The organism is Catelliglobosispora koreensis DSM 44566, from assembly GCF_000379685.1.
Lineage (GTDB): Bacteria > Actinomycetota > Actinomycetes > Mycobacteriales > Micromonosporaceae > Catelliglobosispora > Catelliglobosispora koreensis.
Window position 1 is genome coordinate 272,516 of the sequence record NZ_KB903290.1, and the last position, 23,354, is coordinate 295,869.

General features: G+C 64.7%; 23 protein-coding genes. 13 read left to right on the forward strand and 10 right to left on the reverse strand.

Annotated elements, in window-relative coordinates; all coding sequences use genetic code 11:
• Positions 1-44 precede the first annotated feature (44 nt).
• Positions 45-650, reverse strand: coding sequence for a hypothetical protein (locus A3E1_RS0131410; RefSeq protein WP_020524786.1), 606 nt, complete (start codon positions 648-650; stop codon positions 45-47).
• A 108-nt stretch (positions 651-758) separates the two neighbouring features.
• Here A3E1_RS0131410 and A3E1_RS0131415 point away from each other — a divergent pair, with 108 nt between their 5' ends.
• Entirely contained in the window at positions 759-1,625 is an 867-nt protein-coding gene (locus A3E1_RS0131415; RefSeq protein ID WP_040392428.1) for a universal stress protein, read from the forward strand.
• 55 nt (positions 1,626-1,680) lie between these two features.
• On the opposite strand, the gene A3E1_RS0131420 is transcribed toward A3E1_RS0131415, so the two are convergent.
• The 3 genes from A3E1_RS0131420 to A3E1_RS0131430 all read right to left on the reverse strand — a co-directional run bounded on the left by A3E1_RS0131420 (position 1,681) and on the right by A3E1_RS0131430 (position 4,681).
• Positions 1,681-2,718 carry a zinc-dependent alcohol dehydrogenase family protein gene (locus tag A3E1_RS0131420; RefSeq protein WP_020524788.1) on the reverse strand — a complete coding sequence of 346 codons (1,038 nt, stop codon included), beginning with the start codon at positions 2,716-2,718 and terminating at the stop codon, positions 1,681-1,683.
• A gap of 106 nt (positions 2,719-2,824) precedes the next feature.
• Positions 2,825-3,706 carry a universal stress protein gene (locus tag A3E1_RS0131425; RefSeq protein WP_020524789.1) on the reverse strand — a complete coding sequence of 294 codons (882 nt, stop codon included), beginning with the start codon at positions 3,704-3,706 and terminating at the stop codon, positions 2,825-2,827.
• Positions 3,707-3,718: 12 nt separating this feature from the next.
• Entirely contained in the window at positions 3,719-4,681 is a 963-nt protein-coding gene (locus A3E1_RS0131430) for an Acg family FMN-binding oxidoreductase (protein WP_040392273.1), read from the reverse strand.
• 109 nt (positions 4,682-4,790) lie between these two features.
• On the opposite strand from A3E1_RS0131430, the gene A3E1_RS0131435 reads away from it, so the two are divergent.
• Entirely contained in the window at positions 4,791-5,426 is a 636-nt protein-coding gene (locus A3E1_RS0131435; RefSeq protein WP_020524791.1) for a response regulator, read from the forward strand.
• Here the strand turns inward: A3E1_RS0131435 and A3E1_RS0131440 are convergent.
• The gene (locus A3E1_RS0131440) at positions 5,404-7,059 is read right to left on the reverse strand and encodes a GAF domain-containing sensor histidine kinase (protein WP_245571502.1); all 1,656 of its coding nucleotides are present in this window, start codon (positions 7,057-7,059) and stop codon (positions 5,404-5,406) included. The genes A3E1_RS0131435 and A3E1_RS0131440 overlap by 23 nt on opposite strands.
• Before the next feature lie 90 nt (positions 7,060-7,149).
• On the opposite strand from A3E1_RS0131440, the gene A3E1_RS0131445 reads away from it, so the two are divergent.
• Positions 7,150-8,118: a magnesium transporter gene (locus A3E1_RS0131445; RefSeq protein ID WP_245571487.1), complete on the forward strand. Its 969-nt coding sequence runs from the start codon at positions 7,150-7,152 to the stop codon at positions 8,116-8,118.
• On the opposite strand, the gene A3E1_RS0131450 is transcribed toward A3E1_RS0131445, so the two are convergent.
• Positions 8,115-9,095 carry an Acg family FMN-binding oxidoreductase gene (locus tag A3E1_RS0131450; protein ID WP_020524794.1) on the reverse strand — a complete coding sequence of 327 codons (981 nt, stop codon included), beginning with the start codon at positions 9,093-9,095 and terminating at the stop codon, positions 8,115-8,117. The genes A3E1_RS0131445 and A3E1_RS0131450 overlap by 4 nt on opposite strands.
• Positions 9,096-9,202: 107 nt before the next feature.
• Here A3E1_RS0131450 and A3E1_RS0131455 point away from each other — a divergent pair, with 107 nt between their 5' ends.
• From A3E1_RS0131455 to A3E1_RS43075, 5 genes are read left to right on the forward strand one after another with little or no spacing between them, the layout of a single operon-like run.
• Positions 9,203-10,588, forward strand: coding sequence for an MBL fold metallo-hydrolase RNA specificity domain-containing protein (locus tag A3E1_RS0131455; RefSeq protein ID WP_020524795.1), 1,386 nt, complete (start codon positions 9,203-9,205; stop codon positions 10,586-10,588).
• A gap of 12 nt (positions 10,589-10,600) precedes the next feature.
• Positions 10,601-13,213 carry a bifunctional acetate--CoA ligase family protein/GNAT family N-acetyltransferase gene (locus A3E1_RS0131460; protein ID WP_020524796.1) on the forward strand — a complete coding sequence of 871 codons (2,613 nt, stop codon included), beginning with the start codon at positions 10,601-10,603 and terminating at the stop codon, positions 13,211-13,213.
• A gap of 19 nt (positions 13,214-13,232) precedes the next feature.
• Positions 13,233-15,803 carry a pyruvate, phosphate dikinase gene (ppdK, locus tag A3E1_RS0131465; RefSeq protein WP_020524797.1) on the forward strand — a complete coding sequence of 857 codons (2,571 nt, stop codon included), beginning with the start codon at positions 13,233-13,235 and terminating at the stop codon, positions 15,801-15,803.
• Positions 15,800-16,480, forward strand: coding sequence for a CBS domain-containing protein (locus tag A3E1_RS0131470; protein ID WP_020524798.1), 681 nt, complete (start codon positions 15,800-15,802; stop codon positions 16,478-16,480). Before ppdK ends, A3E1_RS0131470 begins: the two co-directional genes overlap by 4 nt.
• A 26-nt stretch (positions 16,481-16,506) precedes the next feature.
• Complete coding sequence (locus tag A3E1_RS43075; protein WP_020524799.1) at positions 16,507-16,938, forward strand: Hsp20/alpha crystallin family protein; 432 nt, start codon at positions 16,507-16,509, stop codon at positions 16,936-16,938.
• A 55-nt stretch (positions 16,939-16,993) separates the two neighbouring features.
• Here A3E1_RS43075 and A3E1_RS0131480 read toward each other — a convergent pair whose 3' ends face one another.
• Positions 16,994-17,425 (reverse strand): CBS domain-containing protein, encoded by a 432-nt coding sequence (locus A3E1_RS0131480; protein ID WP_020524800.1) that lies wholly within the window; start codon positions 17,423-17,425, stop codon positions 16,994-16,996.
• Positions 17,426-17,554: 129 nt separating this feature from the next.
• On the opposite strand from A3E1_RS0131480, the gene A3E1_RS0131485 reads away from it, so the two are divergent.
• The gene (locus A3E1_RS0131485) at positions 17,555-18,091 is read left to right on the forward strand and encodes a flavodoxin domain-containing protein (RefSeq protein WP_020524801.1); all 537 of its coding nucleotides are present in this window, start codon (positions 17,555-17,557) and stop codon (positions 18,089-18,091) included.
• Entirely contained in the window at positions 18,088-18,510 is a 423-nt protein-coding gene (locus tag A3E1_RS43080) for a universal stress protein (protein WP_020524802.1), read from the forward strand. The genes A3E1_RS0131485 and A3E1_RS43080 overlap by 4 nt, the downstream gene beginning before the upstream one ends.
• Here the strand turns inward: A3E1_RS43080 and A3E1_RS0131495 are convergent.
• Both A3E1_RS0131495 and A3E1_RS45295 read right to left on the reverse strand, forming a co-directional pair.
• Complete coding sequence (locus A3E1_RS0131495; RefSeq protein WP_020524803.1) at positions 18,507-19,553, reverse strand: AI-2E family transporter; 1,047 nt, start codon at positions 19,551-19,553, stop codon at positions 18,507-18,509. The two genes, A3E1_RS43080 and A3E1_RS0131495, sit on opposite strands and share 4 nt — an antisense overlap.
• Positions 19,554-19,580: 27 nt before the next feature.
• Positions 19,581-20,072, reverse strand: coding sequence for a universal stress protein (locus A3E1_RS45295; RefSeq protein ID WP_020524804.1), 492 nt, complete (start codon positions 20,070-20,072; stop codon positions 19,581-19,583).
• A gap of 128 nt (positions 20,073-20,200) precedes the next feature.
• Here A3E1_RS45295 and A3E1_RS43090 point away from each other — a divergent pair, with 128 nt between their 5' ends.
• A complete protein-coding gene (locus A3E1_RS43090) occupies positions 20,201-20,680 on the forward strand; it encodes a universal stress protein (RefSeq protein ID WP_020524805.1) in 480 nt (159 codons plus the stop codon).
• Positions 20,681-21,646, forward strand: coding sequence for an Acg family FMN-binding oxidoreductase (locus A3E1_RS0131510; RefSeq protein ID WP_020524806.1), 966 nt, complete (start codon positions 20,681-20,683; stop codon positions 21,644-21,646). It abuts the gene before it with no gap.
• Here A3E1_RS0131510 and A3E1_RS43095 read toward each other — a convergent pair.
• Entirely contained in the window at positions 21,633-22,337 is a 705-nt protein-coding gene (locus A3E1_RS43095) for a CBS domain-containing protein (protein WP_020524807.1), read from the reverse strand. The genes A3E1_RS0131510 and A3E1_RS43095 overlap by 14 nt on opposite strands.
• A 128-nt stretch (positions 22,338-22,465) precedes the next feature.
• Between A3E1_RS43095 and A3E1_RS0131520 the strand changes: the two genes are divergently transcribed.
• Positions 22,466-23,341 (forward strand): universal stress protein, encoded by an 876-nt coding sequence (locus A3E1_RS0131520; protein WP_020524808.1) that lies wholly within the window; start codon positions 22,466-22,468, stop codon positions 23,339-23,341.
• Positions 23,342-23,354 lie beyond the last annotated feature (13 nt).

Genomic DNA, 23,354 nt, shown 5'->3' on the forward strand with positions numbered 1-23,354 from the left:
CGGACGATGGGCAGCAGAAGCACAGGTCCTGGCAGACACGGGGCTTAAGCCCTGATGTTTAGCAAGGCTCTCATGCCAAATCCAGTGATGACCGCGACGGCAGCTGCCATGAAAAGCCCGGCGAGGACGCCGATGGCGACCGTGAGCCAGAGCTGCTGCCCTTGGTGCCACAGCGGTGTGGCGATGAGGAGAAAGACGGCAAGCCCGGCGAGCCAGCCGACGGCCGTGATGGCGATCCACCGGCCTGCTCTGGCGACATGGTGGCGCAAAACGATCCATTGCGCTGTACCCATAGTCAGTAGGAGCAGCAACCCGCACGCCACTGCGATAGCGGCAAGCCAGAGGCCGCTGACGCTACTGGCCAAAGTGGACGGAAGGATTCCCAGCGTATAGGACACAATCGCGGCAGCGCTGGTCGCTGCGATCCACCACTCACTAGACAATGCGGGGATTGCTTTGCGTAACACGTGAACTTGGGCGGTACCCAGAATCGCCCCTTCAACGGCTCCCGCCAGCAGAAGACCTGGGACGGCAAGTACCGTGTCAGCACCGGCGCTGAGGGCGCCAACCACGGCGGGGACAGCGAATCCCGCGGCCTCCCCAGCCGTGACCCACGCTATCCAGGACCTGAGAAACGATGCCGGTGCCACAAGGAAAACGCTAGCCAGCGCCAGGCATGCCGCAGCAGTGCCAAAAGACCTGCGGGGCTGGGTTTTTCAGCTCTACCGGCCGTTGGCGGTATGGCCGACAGTGTGAACATGACTTCATCTACCGCGGAGCCACGCCCCGTCGTCGTTGGCGTTGACGGTTCACCGTCGAGTTACGCGGCTGCCGGGTACGCCGCGTGGCTAGCCGAAATGCGTGATGCGCCACTGCATCTTGTGCACGGCTATTTCACCCCTTCTTACGGATACGCGATCATGGGTATCGCTGACCCCTACGAGCTAACTAGCGAGCAGGCGATAGCTGAGGGCGATCAGCTCCTGGCCGAGCTGGCTCAAAAGCTGAAGCTAGCTCACCCCAGGCTCAGGTCGATTCGGGCGACGCAAGTGGGCAGCTCGCCAGCACCGCTGCTGATAGAGCAGTCTAAAACGGCCCAGCTCACTGTTGTCGGTTGCCGCGGGCTGGGCGGGTTTAGCGAGCTGCTGCTCGGTTCGGTGTCAGCACAAGTCGCCGCGCACGCCCACGGGCCGGTCATCGTGGTCCGGCCGCCTGGAAACCTAACGGCGCCAACGACTCCGGTGCTCGCCGGATATGACGGTTCACCGTCGTCGCAGCTGGCTCTCGAGTTCGCGGTCGCCGAAGCATTGCGGCGCAAGGCAAAGCTTGTCGTGGTGCACGTGTTCGCCGACGATCCCGCCGCTGCGGAGGATCTGCTCGTGGATGCGGTCCGGCCGTTGTCTGCCGCACACCCAGACCTTGATGTCGAGCTGCGGACGGTGTTTGGCTTGCAGCCGGATCAAGTGCTGGCCAGCGAGAGCCGCAACGCGGGGCTTCTGGTGCTGGGCTGCCGGGGACGGGGAGGCTTCGCTGGGGTGTTGCTGGGCTCGGTGAGCCGGATCCTGGTGCACCACGCTTCCTGCCCGGTGGCGGTCGTGCATAGCGACGGCAGCGAGCACGAATAGCAACCATTAAGAAGTGGCCCGGCCTTTTAGCCGGGCCAATTCTTGTCTACTGGCCTCATCGGGTCATGAGAACCTTCAGCGCACCGGTGTCACCGGCACGGGAGAAGATGTCGTACGCCTCCATAATGGCGTCCAGCGGGAACCGGTGGGTAATCATTCCACCGGGGTTGAGCTGGCCAGCCGCGAGCATGCGCAGCAGGGTCGGCGTGGTGTAGGTGTCGACGAGCCCCGTGGTGATGGTGATGTTCTTGATCCACAGGTCTTCCAGGTGCAGAGTGGCGGGTTTGCCGTGCACGCCGATGTTGGCCACGTGCCCGCCGGGCCGCACGATCGAGGTACACAGCTCGAAAGCCTCAGGTGAGCCAACGGCTTCCATGACCACATCGGCGCCGAGCCCGCCGGTCAGCGAGCCGATCAGTTCGCTGACTTCGGGACCGGGCGCAGCGGTGAGATCGGCACCAAGTTGTTTGGCGGCGTCGAGCCGGGCGGCGGCGAAGTCCACGGCCACGATGTGCGCGGGTGAGTACAATTTGGCCGTCATGACAGCGGCCAGCCCGATAGGGCCCGCTCCGATGATGACGACAACATCGCCTGGCTTCACCCGTCCATTGAGGACGCCGACCTCGTAGGAGGTGGGCAGGATGTCGGCCAGAAGCACCGCCTGCTCATCGGTGATGCTCTCAGGCAACAGGTGTGTGGACATGTCGGCGAACGGGATGCGGGCGTATTCGGCCTGAACACCGTTGGTGGTGTGGCCCAAAATCCAGCCGCCACCGTTGCGGCATTGGCCGTAATGGCCGTCTCGGCAGTAGGAGCAGTGCCCGCAGCCGGAGATGCACGAGGCGAGAACGCGGTCGCCCGTTTTGATTCCAGCGACGGCGGCACCCACTTGGGTGACGGTGCCGACGGCTTCGTGTCCGAGGATGCGTCCCGGGGTCACGGTTGGCACGTCACCTTTGAGGATGTGCAAGTCAGTGCCGCAGATGGTTACGGCATCGATGCGGATGATGGCGTCAGTGGCGGCCTGGATCACCGGATCGGCGACTTCTATCCAGTCCTTTTGGCCAACGCCTTGGTACACAAGCGCTTTCATGGACAACTCCCTCGGTTGGTGGCAGGGGCCTGGCCGTGCGGGGCCAGGCCCCTGCCATGTGGGCTAGTGCTGCCAGCGCAGACGACGCACTAGCCCGGTCTGCTGCCTACTGGTCTTTGATCGCGGGTGGGTGAACCACCGCGACAGGGCCGTAGGCGTGATGGGTAAGGGTGCGGCTGATCGAGCCGAGGACCATGCCGGCGAAGCCGCCTCGTCCGCGTGATCCGGCGACAGTCAGGGCCGCGCGGCGGCTGGCTTCTACGAGTGCCTCGGGAAGGTTCTTGCTATAGATGGGCCGCAATTCGATCGCAGGTCCGGAGTAGATGGATTCGACACTGTCGGCGGCAGAGAACAACAGCTTCTCGGCGTCCTCATCGGAGCCGTCGTACACGTGCGCGATCACGAGCTGGACGCCACGGCTAACGGCCTCTTCTGCCGCGAACCGCAAGGCGAGACCGGCGCCCTCGGAGCCATCGCTTAAGGCGAGCACCGGGCCAAGCGGTCTGCGCCGCCGGTGTTCCTCTGGTCCAGGCAGGATCGTGTCGTCGGGAATGGGAGGCCGCACGACAATGACCGGCCCGCTCGCGTGTGCCGACACCTGGGCCGAGACCGAACCGAGAAGCAGCTCGCTGAATCCGCCGGATCCCCTGCGCCCGACCACCGTGGCCAGCGCCCGCCGGGAAAGTTCAATCAGGACGGTGGCTGTTGGCCCCCCGACCTGACGGGACCGGATGCTCATATGCGGGTACTCGGTATGGATCCGTTCGGCCATAGCCTGGAGGGTTTCCTCCATCTCGTCGTCCTGTGCCCAGCCAGAAAATTCCGCTGGCATGGGCAGGCCGAGTTCGTCGGCGGGATTCTGGTGCACGTTAACCAACGACAGGGGCGCCTTGCGGCGGTCGGCCATGGCGGCAGCGAACTCAAGTGCCTCGATGCTGGAAGGCGATCCGTCAATACCGACGACGACGGCAGGATCAAAGTTGCTCATGACCTCGGCCTTTCACGGGTAGATGATTTCGCTGGCGTGGCGCCTCGGTGCGGCGGGCGGACCGCCGGGTGGCGGCCAGCCAACCCGGACCGCCAATTGCGGCACTCCGATTCCGGCTAGCAGATGGGCCAGCTCCTGGCGGGTGACGGCTAGTTCGGTGACGTCACTGATCGGTGCGGTGGCCAGGCCGTGCGCGGTGGCGGTGAGCAGGACCGCGGACAGGGCCTCACCTGCCTGCAACCACGCCAGGGGAGTGTCTTGATCGGTGAAGATCAGCGCGTATAGGGCGCCGTGGTCGGTGTGCGTGCCCGGTTGCTGGGCCGGTTGGCCGAAGGGCACGAAGTCGCGAACGGGGACAGCCCGTGGAGATCGCTGCACGGCTGTCGCCGCGGGCACACCGTCGCCGCTCCACGATGGACGGTGGGTCCAGCGGATCAGCTCACCACGATAGTCCGGATCGGACAGTTGCAGGGCGTCGGCGCGGACAGCGGCCAGGGCCAGCGTGGCGATCTCGCTCTTGCGGACCAGGTGCAGGTGTGCGCCCTGGGCTTCGGCCGCGTCGACGAGCTCGGCGGACAGCTCACCTGGTACCCCCTCGGGCATGAAAGCCCGCCTGTCGGTGTGCCGCACGGTGATCGCTAAGCGCATTGTTCGCTCGGCCGAGGTTGGCTGGTGAAATCCGCCGATGCGGATTTCGGCGAGCAAGTCGGGGTCGCCGTCATCGGGCACTCGCTGGACAGTGGCGTCGTGGCCGGCCGCGGCCAGTGCGACACGTGCGTGGTGCAGCGCCACGCCGCAGCTGATGGTGAGCATTCGGCCTTCAGGGTCGGCCACCATCAGCTGCCGGCTGTGGTCAGCCCACAATCGCAGCTCCGTGCGTGTGGCCTGCCAGCGCCACGGCTGAGTGTTGAAGATCGATGGTGCTGCGACCGCTACCTCGGCGGCCTCACGCATCGGATCAGTAGTTGTGGGCATGCTCCTACCGTGCGCTCGCAAGCCCGACTCGCGTCAGGGGCAGCGGACCCGACTACATCAGGGTCTTAAGTCCCTTCCTAGGTATAGGACGGGCATGCAAACTAGGCAAGTGATCAGAGTGTTTCTGCTAGATGACCATGAAGTCGTGCGGCGTGGGCTGCGTGAGCTGCTGGAAGCCGAGGGCGACATCGAGGTTGTCGGGGAGGCCGGCACCGTCGCTGACGCGGTGCACCGCGCTCCGGCGCTGCGTCCTCAGGTGGCGGTCTTGGACGCGCGGCTGCCCGACGGTTCTGGAATTGACGCGTGCCGTGAGATCAGGTCGGTCGATCCGAGCATCAACGGGCTGATCCTGACGTCGTTTGAGGACGATGAAGCCCTCTTCGCCGCGATCATGGCTGGAGCGGCTGGCTATCTGCTCAAGCAGATCAAGGGCACGGATTTAGTCGACGGCGTTCGGCGGGTCGCCGCGGGACAGTCGCTTTTAGACCCGGTCGTGACGCAGCGGGTGCTGGAGCGCATTCGCAACCCGCAGCACATGCCCGACCAGCTCAAGGGGCTTACCGAGCAGGAGCGCAAGATTCTGGCGCTCGTGGCCGATGGGCTGACCAACCGGCAGATAGCGGCGCAAATGTTCCTGGCCGAGAAGACGGTGAAGAATTACGTGTCAAGCCTGCTGGCGAAACTCGGGCTGGAACGGCGCACCCAGGCCGCTATTCTCGCGGTCAAGCTGAAGGACCATCAATGACGGCGGTCCACCGCAACTGAGTGCCGTTTCTGTCGCTGGCCAACTCGAGACCGCCCCCGCATGCTTCAGCCCGTTCCCTCAGGTTGCGCAGGCCACTGTTTGCCACCGCCCCGCCTTGGCCGTTGTCGCTCACCGACACTGTCACTATTCCGTTGGAGACGCTTACTTTTACTTCGGCCCGCTGCGCGGCAGCGTGACGCACCACATTGGACAGTGCCTCGCGCACCACGGCGACAACGTCGCCGCGGATCGCGTCAGGAACAGCGCTATCAAGCGGCCCGTCGAGGACCAGGTCTGGCCGGAAGCCCAGTGCTTCCGCGTTCGCGCGTACCAGGTCGCGTAGCTCAGACCGGAGTGTTTGCCCGGCTGGTGCGCGCAGCTGGAAGATGGCGCCACGGATGTCGCGGATGGTGCTGTCGAGTTCGTCGACGGCGGCATTGATCCGGCTGCCGATCTCGGGGCGCGGTGACATGCCAGCGACGGTTTGCAGTTGCAGGCCGGTGGCGAACAGGCGCTGGATAACCACGTCGTGAAGGTCGCGGGCGATCCGCTCGCGATCGGAAATCACTAGCAGCTGTTCGCGGTCCTCGCGGGCGCGGGCGCGCTCAATGGCCAGGCCGGCTTGCGCGGCGAAGGCGTTGAGGAGCAACAGTTCGTCGTCTGCGCGTGCTTCGCCTTCATAGGCAACGACAAGGACACCTTGCGCGGCGGCGAAGGGGGCGGCGACGGCCCGCATGGCAGGCAGTTCGACGGGCCAGGCGGCCGCTTTGCCGACGTGCTCCAGGGACACGGGGTCACCGCTGTTTAGGACGGGTTCAAACGACGTGCCTTCGATAGCGAAACGCCGTCCGGTCATGCTGGCGATGTCCAGGGTGGTGTCGACTACCTCGATGGTCAGCTCGCCGGCGATCTCGTCATGAAGCAGGACAGCGACGAATGCCGCCTCGGCGACCTCGCGTGCCCGCCGCGCGACGAGCGTCAAAGCTTCATCCAGATGGACTTGCCCGGACAAAGAGTTGATGATTTCGGCGGTCGCGGCCAGCCATTGCTCGCGCCGTTTTGCCAGCTCGTAGAGGCGTGCGTTTTCGATCGCGGCACCAGCGGCGGTGGCGAGCGCCGAAACGATCTCTTCATCGTCGTCGGTGAACTCGGCGGCGCCTTGTTTCTCGGCCAGATAGAGGTTTCCGAAGATCTGGTCGCGGATGCGGACGGGCACGCCGAGGAAACTGTGCATGGGCGGGTGGTTGGGTGGAAAACCAGCGGATTGCGGGTGCCGTGTGATATCGGGGAGCCGAACCGGCCGGGGGTCGGCGATGAGCAGGCCGAGGACGCCTTTTCCCGTGGGCAGGTCGCCGATGGCGGCGTGGGTGCGCGGGTCGATGCCGTGGGTGATGAATTCGACCAGTTTTCGGTCGCCACCGACGACACCGAGCGCGCCGTATTTAGCGCCGGCGAGGTGGCAGGCGGCGACAACGATGCGTTCCAATGTGGCCCGCAGCTCGAGGTCGCTGCCGATGCCGACGACAGCGTCGAGCAGGCTGCGCAGCCGTTCGCGGCTGGCCATGACCTCGGTGACTCGTTCTAGCAGTTCCTGCAGCAGTTCGTCGAGGCGGACCCGGGAAAGCGGGGTCAGCCCGAGCGATGCCCATTGTTGCGATTCGGCCACGCACAGAAGTCTACGGAGCCTCACTAGAGATGCGATACCGTTCCCGCGGAGGACATGATGACGATCGATGACCAGCCGTTACTTGGCACCGCCGCGTGGCACGCGAGCCGCAATGTCCCTGTCGCCTCGCCCAGCCAGAGCGCCGCGGACGCGCTTGCTGGGCTGGTGGGCCAGGACTTCGATAGTGCCTCGGTGGTGGCGGTGTGTGAGGACGGCCGCCTGGCGGGGCTAGTAACGATCGAGCGGCTACTGTCAGCCGATCCCAGGACACCGCTGTCGCAGATCATGGATTCTGATCCGCCGGTCATCGCCCCGGGCACGGATCAGGAGCATGCCGCCTGGAAGGCTGTACAGCACGCGGAACCAGGTCTGGCCGTGGTCGATGATGACGGAAGGTTCATCGGCCTGATTTCGGCCAAACAGCTGCTGCGGGTGCTGCTGGAGGAGCATGACGAGGACATGGCCCGCATTGGTGGCTACGTCCGCTCTGGAGCAGCCGCCCGCGAAGCCAGCGTCGAGAGCGTGCCAAGACGGCTGTTGCACCGGCTGCCCTGGTTAGGTGTCGGGCTTGTTGGGGTGCTGGCGTCAGCGGGCGTTCTGGCCGCCTTTGAAGAGCGGCTCAGCGCCCAGGTGGCGGTCGCGTTCTTCCTGCCCGGCATCATCTACCTTGGAGCGGCCGTGGGAAACCAGACGCAGACCCTCGCCGTGCGCGGGTTGTCTGTCGGTGTTGGCATCAAGGCTGTCGCCGCCCGGGAGGCGCTGACAGGCGCTTTGGTGGGCGCGGTACTGGCGGCTGCGATGTATGCGGTGGTGGCCGTGGGATGGCGAGAACCAGCGCTGGCGGTAGTTGTCGCGCTGGCCGTGCTGGCTGCCAGCACGGCCGCGACGTTGGTGGGGATGTTCTTGCCGTGGGTGCTGCAGCGTGCGGGCAAAGATCCGGCGTTCGGCTCTGGACCCGTGGCGACCATCATCCAGGACCTGACATCACTTTCGATCTATATGCTGCTGGTGACAGCGCTGCTTTAGTCGGCGATCTCGACGGTCTGCTCTGCTGGCAAGCGAGGGGTATGCGGGGCGCCGGCATGGTCTGGGTCAGGCAGGCCAATCCGTAGCACCAGGTAGGGATAGCCGATGCCCTCCAGGATGGTTCGGTGCAAGGTTTCCCGGGTCGCCGGCACCTCGATCACCGCGCTGAACGGCAGCACCGACAGGCCAAGTTGCTGTGCCGTCAGCCAGGTGGCCGACATCGCCTCGCCGGCTCTGAGCCAGTCGGCAGGACTGTCGCCAGATCCAAATAGGACGGCGTAGGACGCTTCTTTGTCATGACCCGGGCCTGCTTCCAGCGTTCCCGCGCGCACGAAGTCCCGGCCGGGAACCACCGTCTGCAGTGGAGCGTGGGGAATGGCCGAATCCGGGACGCCGGTGCCTTCGGCCCGCTCGCCACCGACCCAATAGGCCAGCTCTTGGCGCTGCTCGGGATCCATGAGCTCGATATGATCCGCCCGCGCCGAAGCGGAGGCCAGCTCAGAAACTTGATCAGGTTTGAGAACGTGCAGGTCGACACCTTCACCGCCGGCCGCGCGCTGAATCTCTTCAAGAGCGATAGGGGGTACGCCGTAAGCGCTGACCGGTCTGCGGTCAGTGTGCCTGAGGCGCAACGCCTGGAAGTCACGCATCGCCGATGCTGTCACGCCAACGTGATCAGCGAGCGTCACGGTCGCGAGAAGGTCGCCGTCCGCCGGGTCAGACATGCGGCGCACGCTGGCCGTCCACCCCTGCGCGGCAAGAGAAACCCGGGCGTGATGCAAGGCCGCGCCGCAACTGATCATGAGCAACCGGCCGTCAGGGTCAGTGTTTTGCAGCTGACGGCGCCGGTCGGCGAACAGGTACAGCGCGCCACCAGCGACTCGCCAATACCACGGCTGCGTGTTGTGCACCGACGGCGCGTATCCAGCCGCTGCCGCGGCCTCAGCTAGCACAGCGGAAGCAGATCGCTCACTCATGCTATGACCCTAAAGCTGGCGCGGTGCTCCGTCCCGGGTCTTTAGACCTAAACGTTTCGGGCCGTGCGCATCTAACCCATACGGCGCCCGCGCAGTGCACTTAGAGCATGCGAGAGCGAGCCTCCCTTCAGTTCCTGGGTGCCGCCGGGACGGTCACCGGCAGCAAGTTTCTTCTTGGCACCGCCAGCGGAAAGCTGCTAGTGGACTGCGGCATGTATCAGGGCAGCCGCGAACTGCGGCGCCGCAATTGGGAGGGCTTCCCTGGCCATCCCCGTGACCTCGACGCCGTCGTCCTCTCACACGCGCACCTGGATCACTGCGGGTGGCTGCCACGACTGGTGCGCCACGGTTACTCAGGGCCTATCTACTGCTCGCCGTGGACGGCCAAGGTCGCCGCCATCGTGTTACGCGACGCGGCCCATCTGCAAGAAGAGGACGCTGAATACGCGGCCAAGCGCGGCTACAGCAAACACAAGCCGCCCCTGCCACTTTTTGACACCACCGACGCTGAGAAGGCCATCGCCTTGTTCCAGCCGGTCAAGCCCGGGACTTTCGCTCACGTCACGGCCGATCTAGGCCTGCGGCTGCACCGGGCAGGCCACATTCTTGGATCGTCCACAGTGGAGGTTCACGCCAGCGGGCGGACCGCCGTGTTCTCTGGCGACTTGGGCCGCGACAGTCATCCTCTGCTGAATCCGCCGGATCCGATGCCGAGTGCCGATGCCGTGATCATCGAGTCGACCTACGGCGATGAGGTCCACGGTCCCCGCAACGCCGCCGATATCGCCGCGCCGATGCGCCGCACGTTCGACCGCGGCGGAAGTGTGCTCATTCCAGCCTTCGCTATTGACCGCACTCCGGTGCTGCTGATGGTGCTGCGAGAGCTCATGCACACCGGAGAGCTTCCGCAAGTCCCGGTATATGTCGACAGTCCCATGGCGCTGGCCGCTTTGGAGGTGTACCGCGAGGCGCTGCGCAGCGGTGACCGTGACATTCGCAGTCGCGTCCACGAGATGGCGTTCGATCCTTTTGACCCGGGCCAGCTGCACCTGGTTCACAGTCCGCAGGAGTCCAAGCGTCTCAACGAACCCCACCAGCCTTGCATCATCATCTCAGCTTCCGGAATGGCCACAGGCGGGCGCGTTGTGCATCACCTGGAGCACATGGCGCCAAATCCGCGGCACCTCATCTTGCTTCCCGGATACCAGGTTCCGGGTACCCGCGGCCGCGCGCTTCTGGACGGGGCACAGGCACTGAAGATGTTCGGCGGCTACGTCCCAGTGCGGGCTGAAGTCGTTGGCTTCAACGAGTTCTCGGCCCACGCCGACGCTGATGGGCTAATGGCCTGGCTGCGTACCGCGCCGCGAGAGCCGCAGACCTGCTATGTCGTGCATGGCGAGCAGGCGGCCAGTGAAACCCTGTCCCACCGCATTCATTCCGAACTCGGCTGGTGCGCGGTCGTGCCGCGGCATGCCGAACGCGTTCTGATCTAAGGAGATCTAGCTATGCCCGACATGCTAACCGCTGATGGTCACATCATTACCATACGGCCCATCGAACCAGGTGACGCGGAGGCGCTGGCCTATCTGTACCAGGACATGGGGGACCGGAGCCGGTATATGCGGTTCTTCTCCTACGGCAAGGCGCCGGTAGACGACGAAGTGAGCCGGCTGACGCGTCAGCCCGGGCCTGATCACTACGGTGTCGTCGCCGACGACCGGGGCCAGCTCGTGGGCGTGGCCTCCTATGAGCGCCTCAGCGACCCGTCCAAAGCGGACTTCGCCGTTGTGGTGGCAGACGAATGGCAGGGCCGTGGTGTCGGGACGCTGATGCTGGAGCAGCTGGCTGAATTCGCTCATACGCAGAACATCGCCGAGCTTGTCGGCGATGTTCTGCGCGCCAATGGGCCGATGCTTCAGATCGCGGCGGGGCTGGCGGCGCAAACGCCACCGGCGACGATGGACGGCCAGACCACTGTGCGAATCCCCACTAAACTCGATGAGGCGACACTTGCCGCGCAGGACGCCCGCGAACGGCTCGCTGAGCGGCATTCGCTGCAGCCGCTGTTCGCTCCGCGGTCGGTAGCGGTCGCCGGGGCGGGCCGTGCCTCAGGCGGGATCGGGCATGAGGTGCTGACCAACCTCACCTCGCACGGATTCACCGGCCATGTGTACGCCGTCAATCCACACGCGACGCAGATTGCCGGAGTGCCTTGCTACCCTTCGGTTTCGGCCATCCCAGACGGCGTCGACCTGGTCGTCGTGGCCGTGCCGGCCGAATTGGTGGCCTCGGTCCTCGACGACGCTGGCGCGGCTGGAGCACGGGCGGCCGTGATTTTGACCGCCGGGTTCGGTGAGGTGGGCGCGTCCGGCGCCGAAATGCAGCAAGAGGTGCTGCGCGCGGCCCGCAGACACGGGATGCGGCTGATCGGCCCCAACTGCCTGGGCATCCTCAACAGCGACCCCCAGGTGCGCCTGGCCGCTACGTTTGCCGCGGACCTGCCAACCGAGGCCAACGGACTCGCTGTCGCCGCTCAATCAGGGGCGGTCGGTATCGCGTTGCTTGACCATGCGCGGCGCACCGGGCTCGGAGTGTCCACGTTTGTGTCTCTCGGTAACAAAGCTGATGTCAGTGGTAACGATCTGTTGTCGTACTGGTTCGACGATCCGGCGACTCAAGCAGTCGCGCTTTATCTGGAATCGTTTGGCAACCCGCGCAAGTTCGCCCGGGTCGCTCGCGCCGTCGCCCGCCGCAAACCGGTGCTGGCGGTCAAAGGCGGCCGCTCCGATGGCGGCCAGCGAGCCGGCGCCTCGCACACGGCGGCGGCCGCCTCATCCGAGGTCGCGGTGGATTCTCTGTTCGCCCAAGCCGGAGTGATCCGCGCAGATGGCCTGGGCGAATTGCTAGACGTGGCAAGGATTCTGGTTGACCAGCCGCTGCCTGGCGGAAACCGCGTCGCCTTGGTGGGTAACGCGGGCGGCCTCAACGTCCTGGCCGCCGATGCTGCCGAAGCCAGCGGCCTGAAGGTTCCGCGGATCGCGGGCCCGGGAAATCCGCTAGATCTCGGGGCGGGCGCCACACCGGTGGCCCTGGGTGACGCGTTGCGGCGCATCGCCGCCGACGGGGAGGTCGACGCGATCGTCGCCATCTTCGGTGCGACCCGTTCCAACGATCCGCAAGCCGCGATGGCCGAAATCGGTTGCGCCGCCGACGAATTTCCGGAATTGCCGATGGCCGCGGTTCTGGTCGGCGTCCCCGAAGCGCCACCATACCTTGGCAAGCGCCGCATTCCGGTCTATGACCTGCCCGAGCAAGCGACACGTGCGCTGGGCCACGCCGCGCGCTACGCACAATGGCGGCAAGAGCCCTTGGGCACGGTTCCGGTGCTGGCCGATGTCGACACCGCACAGGCCAGATTCCTCGTGGAGCAGGCGGAACCAGGCTGGCAGCCATGGGATACGGCTGCGGGCATCCTGGGCTGTTACGGCATTCCGGTGCTGCCCACGCGGATGGTCACGGGACTCGACGATGCGGTGGCCGCCGCGACCCGCTTGGGGTATCCCGTCGTGCTCAAGGCCGCCGATCCAGACCTCGTGCACAAGACGGAGACCGGTGGAGTGCGCCTCAACCTGCGCGACGCGGCAGCGGTGGCTTCGGCCTATCAGGCGATCGCGGCCGCTCTGCAGCAGGATTCGCCTGCCGTGCTGGTTCAGCGGATGCGCGGCGGCGGGGTGGAAATGACCGCAGGGGTTGTGCACGACCAGTTGTTTGGGTCGCTGGTGATGACCGGGCTCGGCGGCATCTACACCGAGTTGCTCGCGGACCGAACGTTTCAGCTCGTTCCCGTTACTGACCGCGACGCCACCGCTATGTGGCAGCGGTTGCGTGCCGCGCGGCTTCTCACCGGCTATCGCGGCTCGTCGGCAAGTGACATCACGTCATTGGAAAACGTGCTGTTGCGGCTGGGACGGCTCGCCGAAGACCTTCCTGAGGTCGCTGAGCTCGACTTGAATCCGTTGCTGGTGTTCCCCAACGGGGTGTGTGCCGTTGACATCAAGTTGCGGCTCGCCCCAGCTGGGCCCGAACCCAGCGCCACCGCCCGGACGCTGCGTACCTGAATCGCTGGAGGAGATCACTGTGAAGACCTATGTTTATGCCTTCGCCGAAGGCAACAAGGACATGAAAGAACTCCTTGGCGGCAAAGGAGCCAACCTCTGCGAGATGACCAACTTGGGGCTTCCCGTCCCGCCTGGTTTCATCATCTCCACCGAAGCCTGCCGTTACTTCTTCGCGAACGCGGCTGAGCCAGCGGGTTTGCGAGAGCAGATCGCGGCACAGCTCAGTGCTTTGGAGATCTCCTCAGGCAAGCAGCTTGGCGATCCACGGCACCCTCTGCTGCTGTCGGTCCGGTCCGGGTCGAAGTTCTCGATGCCCGGCATGATGGAAACGATCCTCAATATTGGACTCAACGACGAGACGATAGCGGGCTTGTCGGAGCAGGGCGGCCATCGCTTCGCGTGGGACTGCTACCGCCGGCTGATCGTCATGTTCGGCAAGACCGTGCGTGGCATCACCGCTTTCCCGTCCATCGACCCCGATGCCGATCCACAGGAACAGGCGCTCAAATTTCGCCAGATCTTTAGTGAGCACACCGGTGAGGACTTCCCGCAAGACCCGATGGTCCAGCTGACCGAGGCGATCTGGGCTGTGTTCCGTTCGTGGTCAGCCGAACGCGCCGTGGTCTACCGCAGGCAAGAGCACATCCCAGATGACCTTGGCACCGCAGTCAACGTCATGGCGATGGTGTTCGGAAACCTCGGCGCGGACTCCGGCACCGGTGTCGCGTTCACCCGCGACCCGGCCAACGGGGAGAAGGGCGTCTACGGCGACTACCTGCCCAACGCGCAAGGGGAAGATGTCGTGGCGGGAATTCGCAACACGCTGCCGTTGCAGGAGCTCAAGCGCCTCGATCCGCAAAACTACGCCCAGCTGATGTCCTATATGGACACCTTGGAGCGCCATTACCGCGACCTGTGCGACATCGAGTTCACGATCGAGCAGGGCAAGTTGTGGATGCTGCAAACCCGTGTCGGCAAACGCACCGCGGAAGCGGCCTTCATCATCGCCTCACAGCTCGCCACGGAAGGGCTCATCAGCCTCGATGAGGCGCTGTCCAGAGTGACCGGTGGACAGTTGATCCGGCTCATGTTCCCCGCCTTCGATCCCCAGCGGCTAACTGAACCCATCGCCACTGGCGCTGGCGCCTCACCCGGCGCGGCAGTGGGCCGTGTGGTCTTCGACGCGCACCGCGCGGCGGTGACACCGGGTCCGGTCATCCTCGTGCGGCGTGAGACCAATCCGGATGACCTTCCCGGAATGCTGGCGGCACAAGGAATTCTGACCAGCCGTGGCGGCAAGACCAGCCACGCCGCCGTCGTCGCCCGGGGGCTGGGCAAGACGTGCGTTTGCGGTGCGGAGGAGATCGCTGTCGATGCCGATAGCCGCACCATGACCATTGGGACCAGAGTCATTCGTGAAGGTGACTACGTGTCCATTGACGGCACCACCGGCGCTGTCTACCTGGGCCAGATCCCGGTGACCCCACCAGTGATCGTCAGCTATCTTGAGGGAAGCATAGACGCGCAGGACAGCCCTCTGTTGTCCGCGGTGGACCGGCTTTTGCGTCATGCCGATGGCCTGCGCCGGCTGGGGGTGCTTGCCAACGCGGACACGCCCGAAGACGCACAGCGTGCTCGCCGGTTCGGGGCGGAGGGAATTGGCCTTTGCCGCACGGAACACATGTTCCTGGGTGAGCGGCGCGAGCTGATCGAGCGCATCATTCTCGCCGAATCGGCTCAGTCACGTGAACGGGCCCTCGATGAGCTGCTCGTGCTGCAACGCAACGATTTCATCGGCATCTTCAGCGCCATGGACGGGCTGCCCGTCATCGTGCGTTTGCTTGACCCACCCCTGCACGAGTTCCTGCCGTCGCTGGAGGACCTTGTCGCCAAATCAGCCGCGGGCGAAGCAACCGAGCATGAGACGAAGCTGCTGGCCGCGGCCCGCCGCATGCACGAGCAGAACCCGATGCTCGGTCTGCGGGGCGTGCGGCTCGGACTGGTCATCCCCGAGCTTTACATCATGCAGGCGCGGGCGATCGCGCAGGCCGAAATGCTTTGCCGCGAACAAGGACTCAACCCACGACCGGAGATCATGATTCCGCTGATCGCCTCCGCTGCTGAGCTGCAACAGGCGCGGCAGCTGATTGGCGGTGAGACTTCACTGCCCATCGGCACGATGATCGAGCTCCCGCGCGCGGTCGCCACCGCAGGCGAAATCGCCCGGCACGCTGACTTCTTCTCCTTTGGCACCAACGATTTGACGCAAACCACTTGGGGGCTATCACGCGACGACGCCGAAGCCGAGTTCTTCCCGCGATACCTGCAACTTGGCATCTTCGACGTCTCACCATTTGAAACGTTGGACCGGGCGGGAGTCGGCAAGCTCATCGAGATGGCAGTCGCCGATGCCCGTGACACCAAACCGGATCTGAGCATCGGCGTGTGCGGCGAACACGGCGGCGACCCCGATTCGATCCACTTCTTCGCCACCACGGGCTTCGATTACGTGTCGTGCTCACCATTCCGTATTCCGGTCGCCCGGCTCGAAGCAGGGCGCGCCGTTCTCCTAGAAAGGCAGACATCATGAAACGCTGGACTGTCGCCGATGTCATGACCACCGGCGCCATCTCCGTTGGGGAGGACACCCCGTACCAGGAAATCGTTAACAGGCTAGCGATCCACCACGTCAGCGCGGTGCCAGTGGTCGACAGCGTGGGCAAAGTGGTCGGGGTCGTGTCCGAAGCAGACCTCCTGCGCAAAGTCGAGTTCACCGGCGAGAACACCGAGCCAAAGACATTCGAGTGGGGGACCAAGAAGGTCAGCCGCGCCAAGGCACACGCCGCCACCGCGCACGACCTGATGAGCACCCCAGCCATCACGATCCAAACTGACGTGCCTGTCGTGCGCGCGGCCCAGGAAATGGCCCAGCACAACGTCAAACGCCTGCCCGTCGTCGACTATCTGGGCCGTCTTACCGGCATCGTTTCGCGCGCGGACCTGCTGAAGGTCTACCTGCGTTCCGACACCGACATCCGCGACGACATCGTCGACGGGGTGCTGCGGCGCATTCTCTGGCTTGACCCGATCGGCATTCAGGTTGACGTCGCCGACGGCGTGGTCACCCTCAACGGGCGCGTTGAGCGCAAATCCAGCGCGGAGCTTGTCGTGCACATCACCAAGACCGTTCCCGGGGTGACCAAAGTGGACGGCAAGCTCGCCTGGGACGTGGACGACACCATCGTCACCGCCACCACAGGCCTATAGCGAATAGCGAAAGGAGGTGAAACATCATGTTGCAAACCACCAAACGTGTGCCCTTCGGGCTGCACGATCTGGCTGACTTGTCGTGGTTCCCGTTCCTGGAGCCGGTGATCCGGATCGAAGAAAGGCTCGAAGACGGCCAGTACACCGTGCGCGCGGAAATCCCCGGGGTTGACCCGGAAAAGGACATCGCGATCACCACTGAGAACGGTGTGCTCCGGCTCGCCGTTGTGCGGCTAAGTGAAACTGAGTCCAAAGAGGACGGACGTAGCGAATTCCGCTACGGCACGTTCCACCGCAGTGTCACCCTGCCGGCAGGCACCAAAGAGGAGACCATCAAGGCGTCGTACGCCAATGGAATCCTGGAGATCACGATGAAGGTCGCCGAGCGCGGCCAGCACGAGCGCTCCGTTCCGATCGCTGTCACGAATGGGCAGCACAAGAGCATCAAGAAGAACTGACCACTCCCAACCAACAAGGAAGCCGGGCCGCACAGGCCCGGCTCTCCTAACGGCCCTAGCGGGCAAGCAAGGCGATGAAATCACTTCCGGTGATCACACCAACGGGCTTGGCTTCGGCGTCAACCACCGCGACGGCGTCGACGCCGAAGGAACGCATACAGCGAGCCGCGTCCACCACAGCTTCGGTCACCTTAACGAGCGCGGGTGCGGGTTCAAGTGCTGTGCGTACCGTGCGCTGGGAAAGCGCCGAGTAGTCACCTGCCCACGCGGCAGCGATGGAGCGGTCCGACAACATGCCCAGGCAGCAACCGTCGTCGTCTACCACCACTAGGTGACGTAATCCCGTGCGGATCATGCGGGTCAGTGCTTCTTCAAGAAGCGCATCCCCAGAGACGGTTACCGGCGGCCTGCTCATGACGTCGCCGACTTTGCGTCGTGCCAAGCGCAGGTGTGCGGATGGATCGTTGGCTACATAGATCGCACGCATGGCAGGCTCCTTATGGTTGTCCTGCTTAAACGGTCCGCCGCCGCCGGCTAAAGCACTAGGGACTTAGGACCTGCCAAAGGCGGTCCTGAGCACCTACTGCGGCCACCGCGGCTGGCGTGGACTAACACCATGGACGAATATCGTGAAGCGACGGGAATGCCCGCGAAGGTGCTTGTGGTGTGGGAATCGAAACATGGCTCTACCGCCGACATCAGTTACTCGATCGCTGGTGTGCTGCGCCAGCATGGCTTGCGGGTGATGCTCGCCGATGCCGCGAAGTCAATTCCGGATGACCCCTTCGACGCTTATGTCGTCGGCAGCGCGGTTTACGCAGGGCATTGGATGAAGCATGTCAAGCAGTTCGTGCACGATCGGAGCGAAGCGTTGAAGGCGGGCCGGGTGTGGCTGTTTTCCAGCGGGCCAGTGGGTGACCCACTAGCACCAGCCGAGGCGCCGGTTGACGTGACCACGATGATCGCCGAATCCGGGGCGAGGCAACACATGATCTTTGGTGGAAATCTGGATCGCTCAAAGCTTTCCTTCCCCGAACGCGCGATCATGTCAGCTCTGCGGGCGCCACAGGGCGACTTCCGGGACTGGACCGCGATTAGTTCCTGGGCCGAGGAGATCGCACACTCACTGACGCACAAGGAGGCCCGGGCATGAGTCAGCGTTACCTGGTTGCCGGCGTGGACGGATCGGCCGGTGGGCGGCGGGCCTTGCAGTGGGCCGCCGCCGAGGCACAGCGGCGCGGCATTGCGCTGCACGCTGTGATCGCCTGGCGCTGGGATACGGCGCCGGGTAGTGACACGATCGGCGGTAATGAGGCAGATGAAGCCGCACGAGTGCTCAGTGTGGAATTGGCTTCCGTAGCATCGAACTCCGGCGCCGCGATCGAAAGGTATGTCCTTGAAGGCCGCCCTTCCGATGTGTTGATCAAAGCCGCGGGCGCTGCCGACCTACTGGTGCTCGGCAGCCACGGGCACAGCCACCGGTTGCAGCAAGTGCTTGGATCGGTCACGGAGGACTGCATCCGTGGCGCCGCTTGTCCCGTTGTCGTCATCCCCGCCAGAAACGGCGGCTAGGAATCCTCCGCGAGCGGCTGAGCCGGAGGCTGGCTCTCGCGGAGCACTTCTGTCACCCGGTACGCCACCGCCACCAGCGGCACGGCGATCACCGCTCCTGCCAGGCCGGCGATGAGGCCGCCAGCGAAGACCGCGACCACCACTACGACGGGATGCAGCCGCACCCACCGGCCGACAATGAACGGTTCCAGGAAATTGCCCTCTATCTGCTGCACCAGGATCACCGCGGCGAGAGTCAGCAGCGCGTCGACCGGACCATTGGCAGCCAAAGCAACCAGGACGGCGACGCTTCCGCTCAGAATCGATCCCACGTAGGGAACGAAGCCACCGACTAGGACCAGCAGCGCCAAGGGAAGCGCCAGTGGAATACCGATGATTTGCAACGCCACGCCGATGCCGATGGCATCGATGAGAGCCACGATCAGGATGCCGCGAATGTAGCGGGTGAGCGTCTCCCAGCTTGCTTGCGCCGCAGTATCGACTATGTGCTTTGACGCTGCTGGGATACGTTGCAGGGTCCATTTCCACATGGCTGGGCCATCTTTGAGCAAAAAGAACGCGACAAACAGCGCGAGCACAATGGCGGCGAGCACTTCGGCCACGGTCAGGGCGCTGGCGATGGCGTTCGTTCCCCCTTGGAAACGTTGCTGCACGTCGGCGATGGCCTGATCGATTTGCGTTTCAGAGATAGGCAATACGTTGCTGCCGGTGGACCGCAACCGGTCGAGCCCATCGCGGAGACGTGCGGCCAGATCGCCGAACTGCGAGGCAGCCAAGCTCCAAAGTAGAGCGATGGGGGCAATGACGGCAGCGATGAGGACGAGGACGGATAGGAGCGAGGCCAGCCAGCGGGGCAGCTTGAGCCGCTGCAGCCCATGCGAGACGGGCTCGAGCAATGCTGCGATTAAGAACGCGGCCACTAGCGCGATCAGAAGTGAGGCCATCTTCGCCGCGGCGAAACCGAGCACGTAAAGCGCGCCCGCGATGAGGAGCACGCATCCGCTGATGATCGCCATCCGGATGAGGAGCGGGTGCCGTGTCATAGTGGGTCCATTATCAGCCGGGTGCGCTCACGAGACGCTCTCAAGTTCACTAATATCGCGGCGCAGCCCGCGCATGAGCCGCTTCATCGGCCTGGCCAGCTGCGAGGCCGGAACGACCACGACGGGGCACTGTGCGTTGCGCAGACACCCTTTGACCGTGCCGCCTGGCAACACCCGCCAGCGGCGGCGGCTTTGCCCGACTACAAGCAGATCGCCGTCGCGGCTGGCGTAGCTGGCCAGGACCTGGGCCGCCGAGCCTTCCTCGACCACGAGGGCTACGTGCAGCCCGGCGGGCAGCCCGCCTGCCGCGCCGTCGAAGGCGTCATGCAGCTGGCACGCGGCTGCCGCTTGAAGCATGGGCCGGTAAAGGCCGAAGACGGGGGAGGACGCCGAAGCGCGATCGCGCCAGGTTCGGACCGCGTGAAGCTCCGCGCCGAGGCGCCTCGCCTCCGCGATCGCCCAGACCATCGCGTGTAAACCGTGTGCGCTATCACCGACACCGACAATTACCCGGGACATGGGCAGCTCCCTTCCGCTGTTGCTCAAAGAGTGCGCAATCTAGCTGAACATCAGCAGGGCCAGGCGGCACGTAGTGGCCGGGACTTTCGGCCCTGTGCCGCAACACGCCGCGGCGCTGAACTAGATCTATGAACACCAGAAACTACGTGATCGCCGTCGGTGTTGACGGTTCCGACAACGCGCGGCAAGCCCTGTTGTGGGCCGTCCGTGAGGCACATGCGCGCGGCGGCACGGTGCAAGCCATCAACGCCTGGCGCTGGCAATACCCCGAGTTGCGTGACAAGGACACGGCAGTGCGGGAAACCAGGCGGGCAGAACAGCTGCTGGCACGAGAGGTGGCGTCGCTTCCCTCATACCTGCGCACCGGCGTCTCCGTCGCCTGTGAGGCGATTGAGGGCGATGCCGCAGCGGTTCTGACCGAAGCCGGCCGCACCGCCGATGTTCTGGTCTTGGGCAGTCATGGCAGCAGCCGGCATATCCATCAGCTCCTGGGCTCGGTCAGCGAGGATTGCATTCGCCAGGCGACCTGCCCGGTCGTGGTTATTCCCGCGAACTACCAAAACCCGGCGGTACGCGATACAGCCGGCCAGCAGATCAACGTCGCGTGAGTGGAGTTCGCGCACATGGGCGACACCCGTTTGAGAGAAGCCGCGGAGCTCGCTATCTATGCGCCGTCCATTTTCAACACACAGCCTTGGCAGTGGACGGTCCGCGCTGACACGCTGGAGTTGCGAGCCGACCGGACGCGCCAGTTGCCCGTCGTTGACCCCGATAGGCGGTTGCTGACGTTGAGTTGCGGGGTGGCGCTGCACCATGCGGTGACAGCGCTTTCTGGTACACCCTATGAAGTTGAGTTCATGCCAGCCGCCGCCGAACCCGATTTGCTTGCCGTTGTGCGGATCACGGGTGAGCGGCAAACAGCTGGCGATGCCGCCTCGCGCGACGCGATCCGCAAGCGGCGCACCGACCGGCGGCCGTTTCTCAGGGCGCCGATAGATCAAGACTTGGTGGCGATTCTTACCTCGGTATGCGAACGGCAGGGCGCCTTGCTCCACGTTGTTCGCTGGGATCACGTTGACGTGCTTGCCTTGGCGGCAGTGCGTGCCGGAGCGCTGCAACTGTCTAATCCGGACTACCGGGCCGAACTCGCCGACTGGACGCACCGGCCACCATGGAGCGGCGACGGTATTCCGCTGGAGACCGTTCCGAAAGCGGTGCCGCGCCGGGTTCCGGTGCGGGAGTTCGCCCCGTTGGGTGGTGCTGGACTCACTACGGGTCCAGACAATGACTGGGGTGCGCTGTACGCAATCCTTTACACCGCAACCGATACCGTGCATGCGTGGCTTACTGCTGGCATGAGCTTGTCTGCGCTGTTGCTTGCCGCGACGGCTCGCGGGCTGGGCAGCGCGCCGATTAGTGACGTCACCGAAGCGGCTACCACGCGAGAGCAATTGCGGCGGTTGCTGCCTGCTGGCGGTTTCCCGCAGATCGCTGTCAGGGTTGGCTACCCGCCCGTGGGCGAGCCGCCGTGGACGCCACGGCGGCTGCCCAGCGAGGTGATCACGGACGCGTGACCTCGGCGTCGAATGGATGTGAGCGGAAGTAGCCGGTGCTGTCGCGGGTGTCGTCAAACCCCCACGTGAGTTCGCTTTCGACCTCAACCACCCCCGGGACGATTCCGGTGAAGTAAGCCAGCAGCTGGGCCGCCGACTTCCTGTCGGTTTCGCCCGCGAGCCGGACCTTTCCTTCATGAACAGATATGGCGAAATCCTTGGGGTCGATCCACATGGTTTCCTTGAACACTCCGTTGACGATGTCCATCCGGATGTCGTCATCGGAGCGCAAGTAGGCCTTGAGCAGATCGGCACGCGAGACGATGCCTTGCAGCCGGCCCTCGCTATCGACCACGGGAAGCCGCTTGACTTGTTGCGCGGCAAGGATTTTCGCCGCCTGGGCGAGGGTCGACGCTGGGCTGACCGTGACCGCCGGGGAGGTCATGAGCTCAGCTGCCCGGTCGGCGCTCGACTTGGCTTTGGCCGCTCGGCGCGAGGGCCGCAGAAATATCCGTTCGTCCATGCCGAGTTCAATCTTGCGCAACAGGTCAGCCTCTGACACCACGCCGACCACGCGGCGCTTGGCGTCGAGCACAGGCAGGGCGCTGACGGCATGGGCTGCCATCTTTCCCACGATTTCGTGATACGTAGCTTGTTCCGGAACCCAGACGACCTCACGGGTCATGACGTCGCTTACGGTCCAGCGTTTCATCGCACACCTCCTTATGTGGCTGACCTGACGCTACGGCCCGGGCTCGCCACAGCCGCAGGGCCGGGCGGCAGGTTCGCACAGGTCCAATGGCCCTACCCGCTGCCTCGGGCATAACAAATCCTGAAGGTATGAAACGACCGATTGTTGCTGGCGTGGACACGTCACCGGGCAGCCTGGCCGCAGCGCACTATGCTGCTTCGCTCGCGGTGCGGAGGGAGACATCGCTGACGCTTATCCACGTGTACGAGAGCTTTTTCCACGGCTACGGCCCGCTGATGGTCGCGGCAAGTTACGCCACGATCGACGCCCAGGTCCGCGACGCGGCGAAGGCTGCCTTGGCCAACATGGCAGCTGAGCTAAGAACCGCTTACCCGGGCCTCAGTATCGAAGCGCAGCTGCGTGATGGCTTTGCCGCACAGGTGCTGATCTCGGAGTCGCAGGACGCGCTTGCTACCGTGGTCGGTTCGCGTGGCCTCGGAGGTTTCGCCGAGCTGATGGTGGGATCCGTTTCCGCTCAGGTCGCCACGCACGGGCATGGCCCTATCATCGTCGTGCGGCCAGCTCCGGCACCGGACGGGCCGGTCCTGGTCGGATATGACGGTTCTGACGCGGCGGCCGCCGCTCTGGATTTCGCGGCCCACGAAGCGATTTCCCGCGGTGTGCGGCTTGTGGTCGCCAACGTCTACTGGGAAAAGCCGTGGGGTTTTGGGCCGGAGCCGGTGGAAGACCCGAAGATCACGGCCGAGCGGCAGGCACACGACCTTGTCAAGGACGGACTGGAGCTTCTCCTCGAAGCTCACCCAGAGCTGCAGGGCGAGGCACTGCTGTTGCACAGCCTCAACCCTGAACACAGCCTAGTTGAGGAATCGGCGAAAGCCAGCCTGACCGTGGTGGGATGCCGTGGGCGCGGGGGCTTCGCCGGGCTGCTGCTGGGATCGGTGTCGCGCACGCTCATCCATCACGCTGCCGGACCGGTGGCCGTCATTCACCCAACCGAACACTAAGCGGGGGTACGAC

Coding starts and splice junctions, on each gene's coding strand:
- A3E1_RS0131415 (WP_040392428.1), top strand. CDS start 759: ATGACTTCATCTACCGCGGAGCCACGCCCCGTCGTCGTTGGCGTTGAC.
- A3E1_RS0131420 (WP_020524788.1), bottom strand. CDS start 2,718: ATGAAAGCGCTTGTGTACCAAGGCGTTGGCCAAAAGGACTGGATAGAA.
- A3E1_RS0131425 (WP_020524789.1), bottom strand. CDS start 3,706: ATGAGCAACTTTGATCCTGCCGTCGTCGTCGGTATTGACGGATCGCCT.
- A3E1_RS0131430 (WP_040392273.1), bottom strand. CDS start 4,681: ATGCCCACAACTACTGATCCGATGCGTGAGGCCGCCGAGGTAGCGGTC.
- A3E1_RS0131445 (WP_245571487.1), top strand. CDS start 7,150: ATGACGATCGATGACCAGCCGTTACTTGGCACCGCCGCGTGGCACGCG.
- A3E1_RS0131450 (WP_020524794.1), bottom strand. CDS start 9,095: ATGAGTGAGCGATCTGCTTCCGCTGTGCTAGCTGAGGCCGCGGCAGCG.
- A3E1_RS0131455 (WP_020524795.1), top strand. CDS start 9,203: ATGCGAGAGCGAGCCTCCCTTCAGTTCCTGGGTGCCGCCGGGACGGTC.
- A3E1_RS0131460 (WP_020524796.1), top strand. CDS start 10,601: ATGCCCGACATGCTAACCGCTGATGGTCACATCATTACCATACGGCCC.
- A3E1_RS0131470 (WP_020524798.1), top strand. CDS start 15,800: ATGAAACGCTGGACTGTCGCCGATGTCATGACCACCGGCGCCATCTCC.
- A3E1_RS43075 (WP_020524799.1), top strand. CDS start 16,507: ATGTTGCAAACCACCAAACGTGTGCCCTTCGGGCTGCACGATCTGGCT.
- A3E1_RS0131480 (WP_020524800.1), bottom strand. CDS start 17,425: ATGCGTGCGATCTATGTAGCCAACGATCCATCCGCACACCTGCGCTTG.
- A3E1_RS0131485 (WP_020524801.1), top strand. CDS start 17,555: ATGGACGAATATCGTGAAGCGACGGGAATGCCCGCGAAGGTGCTTGTG.
- A3E1_RS43080 (WP_020524802.1), top strand. CDS start 18,088: ATGAGTCAGCGTTACCTGGTTGCCGGCGTGGACGGATCGGCCGGTGGG.
- A3E1_RS0131495 (WP_020524803.1), bottom strand. CDS start 19,553: ATGACACGGCACCCGCTCCTCATCCGGATGGCGATCATCAGCGGATGC.
- A3E1_RS45295 (WP_020524804.1), bottom strand. CDS start 20,072: ATGTCCCGGGTAATTGTCGGTGTCGGTGATAGCGCACACGGTTTACAC.
- A3E1_RS43090 (WP_020524805.1), top strand. CDS start 20,201: ATGAACACCAGAAACTACGTGATCGCCGTCGGTGTTGACGGTTCCGAC.
- A3E1_RS43095 (WP_020524807.1), bottom strand. CDS start 22,337: ATGAAACGCTGGACCGTAAGCGACGTCATGACCCGTGAGGTCGTCTGG.
- A3E1_RS0131520 (WP_020524808.1), top strand. CDS start 22,466: ATGAAACGACCGATTGTTGCTGGCGTGGACACGTCACCGGGCAGCCTG.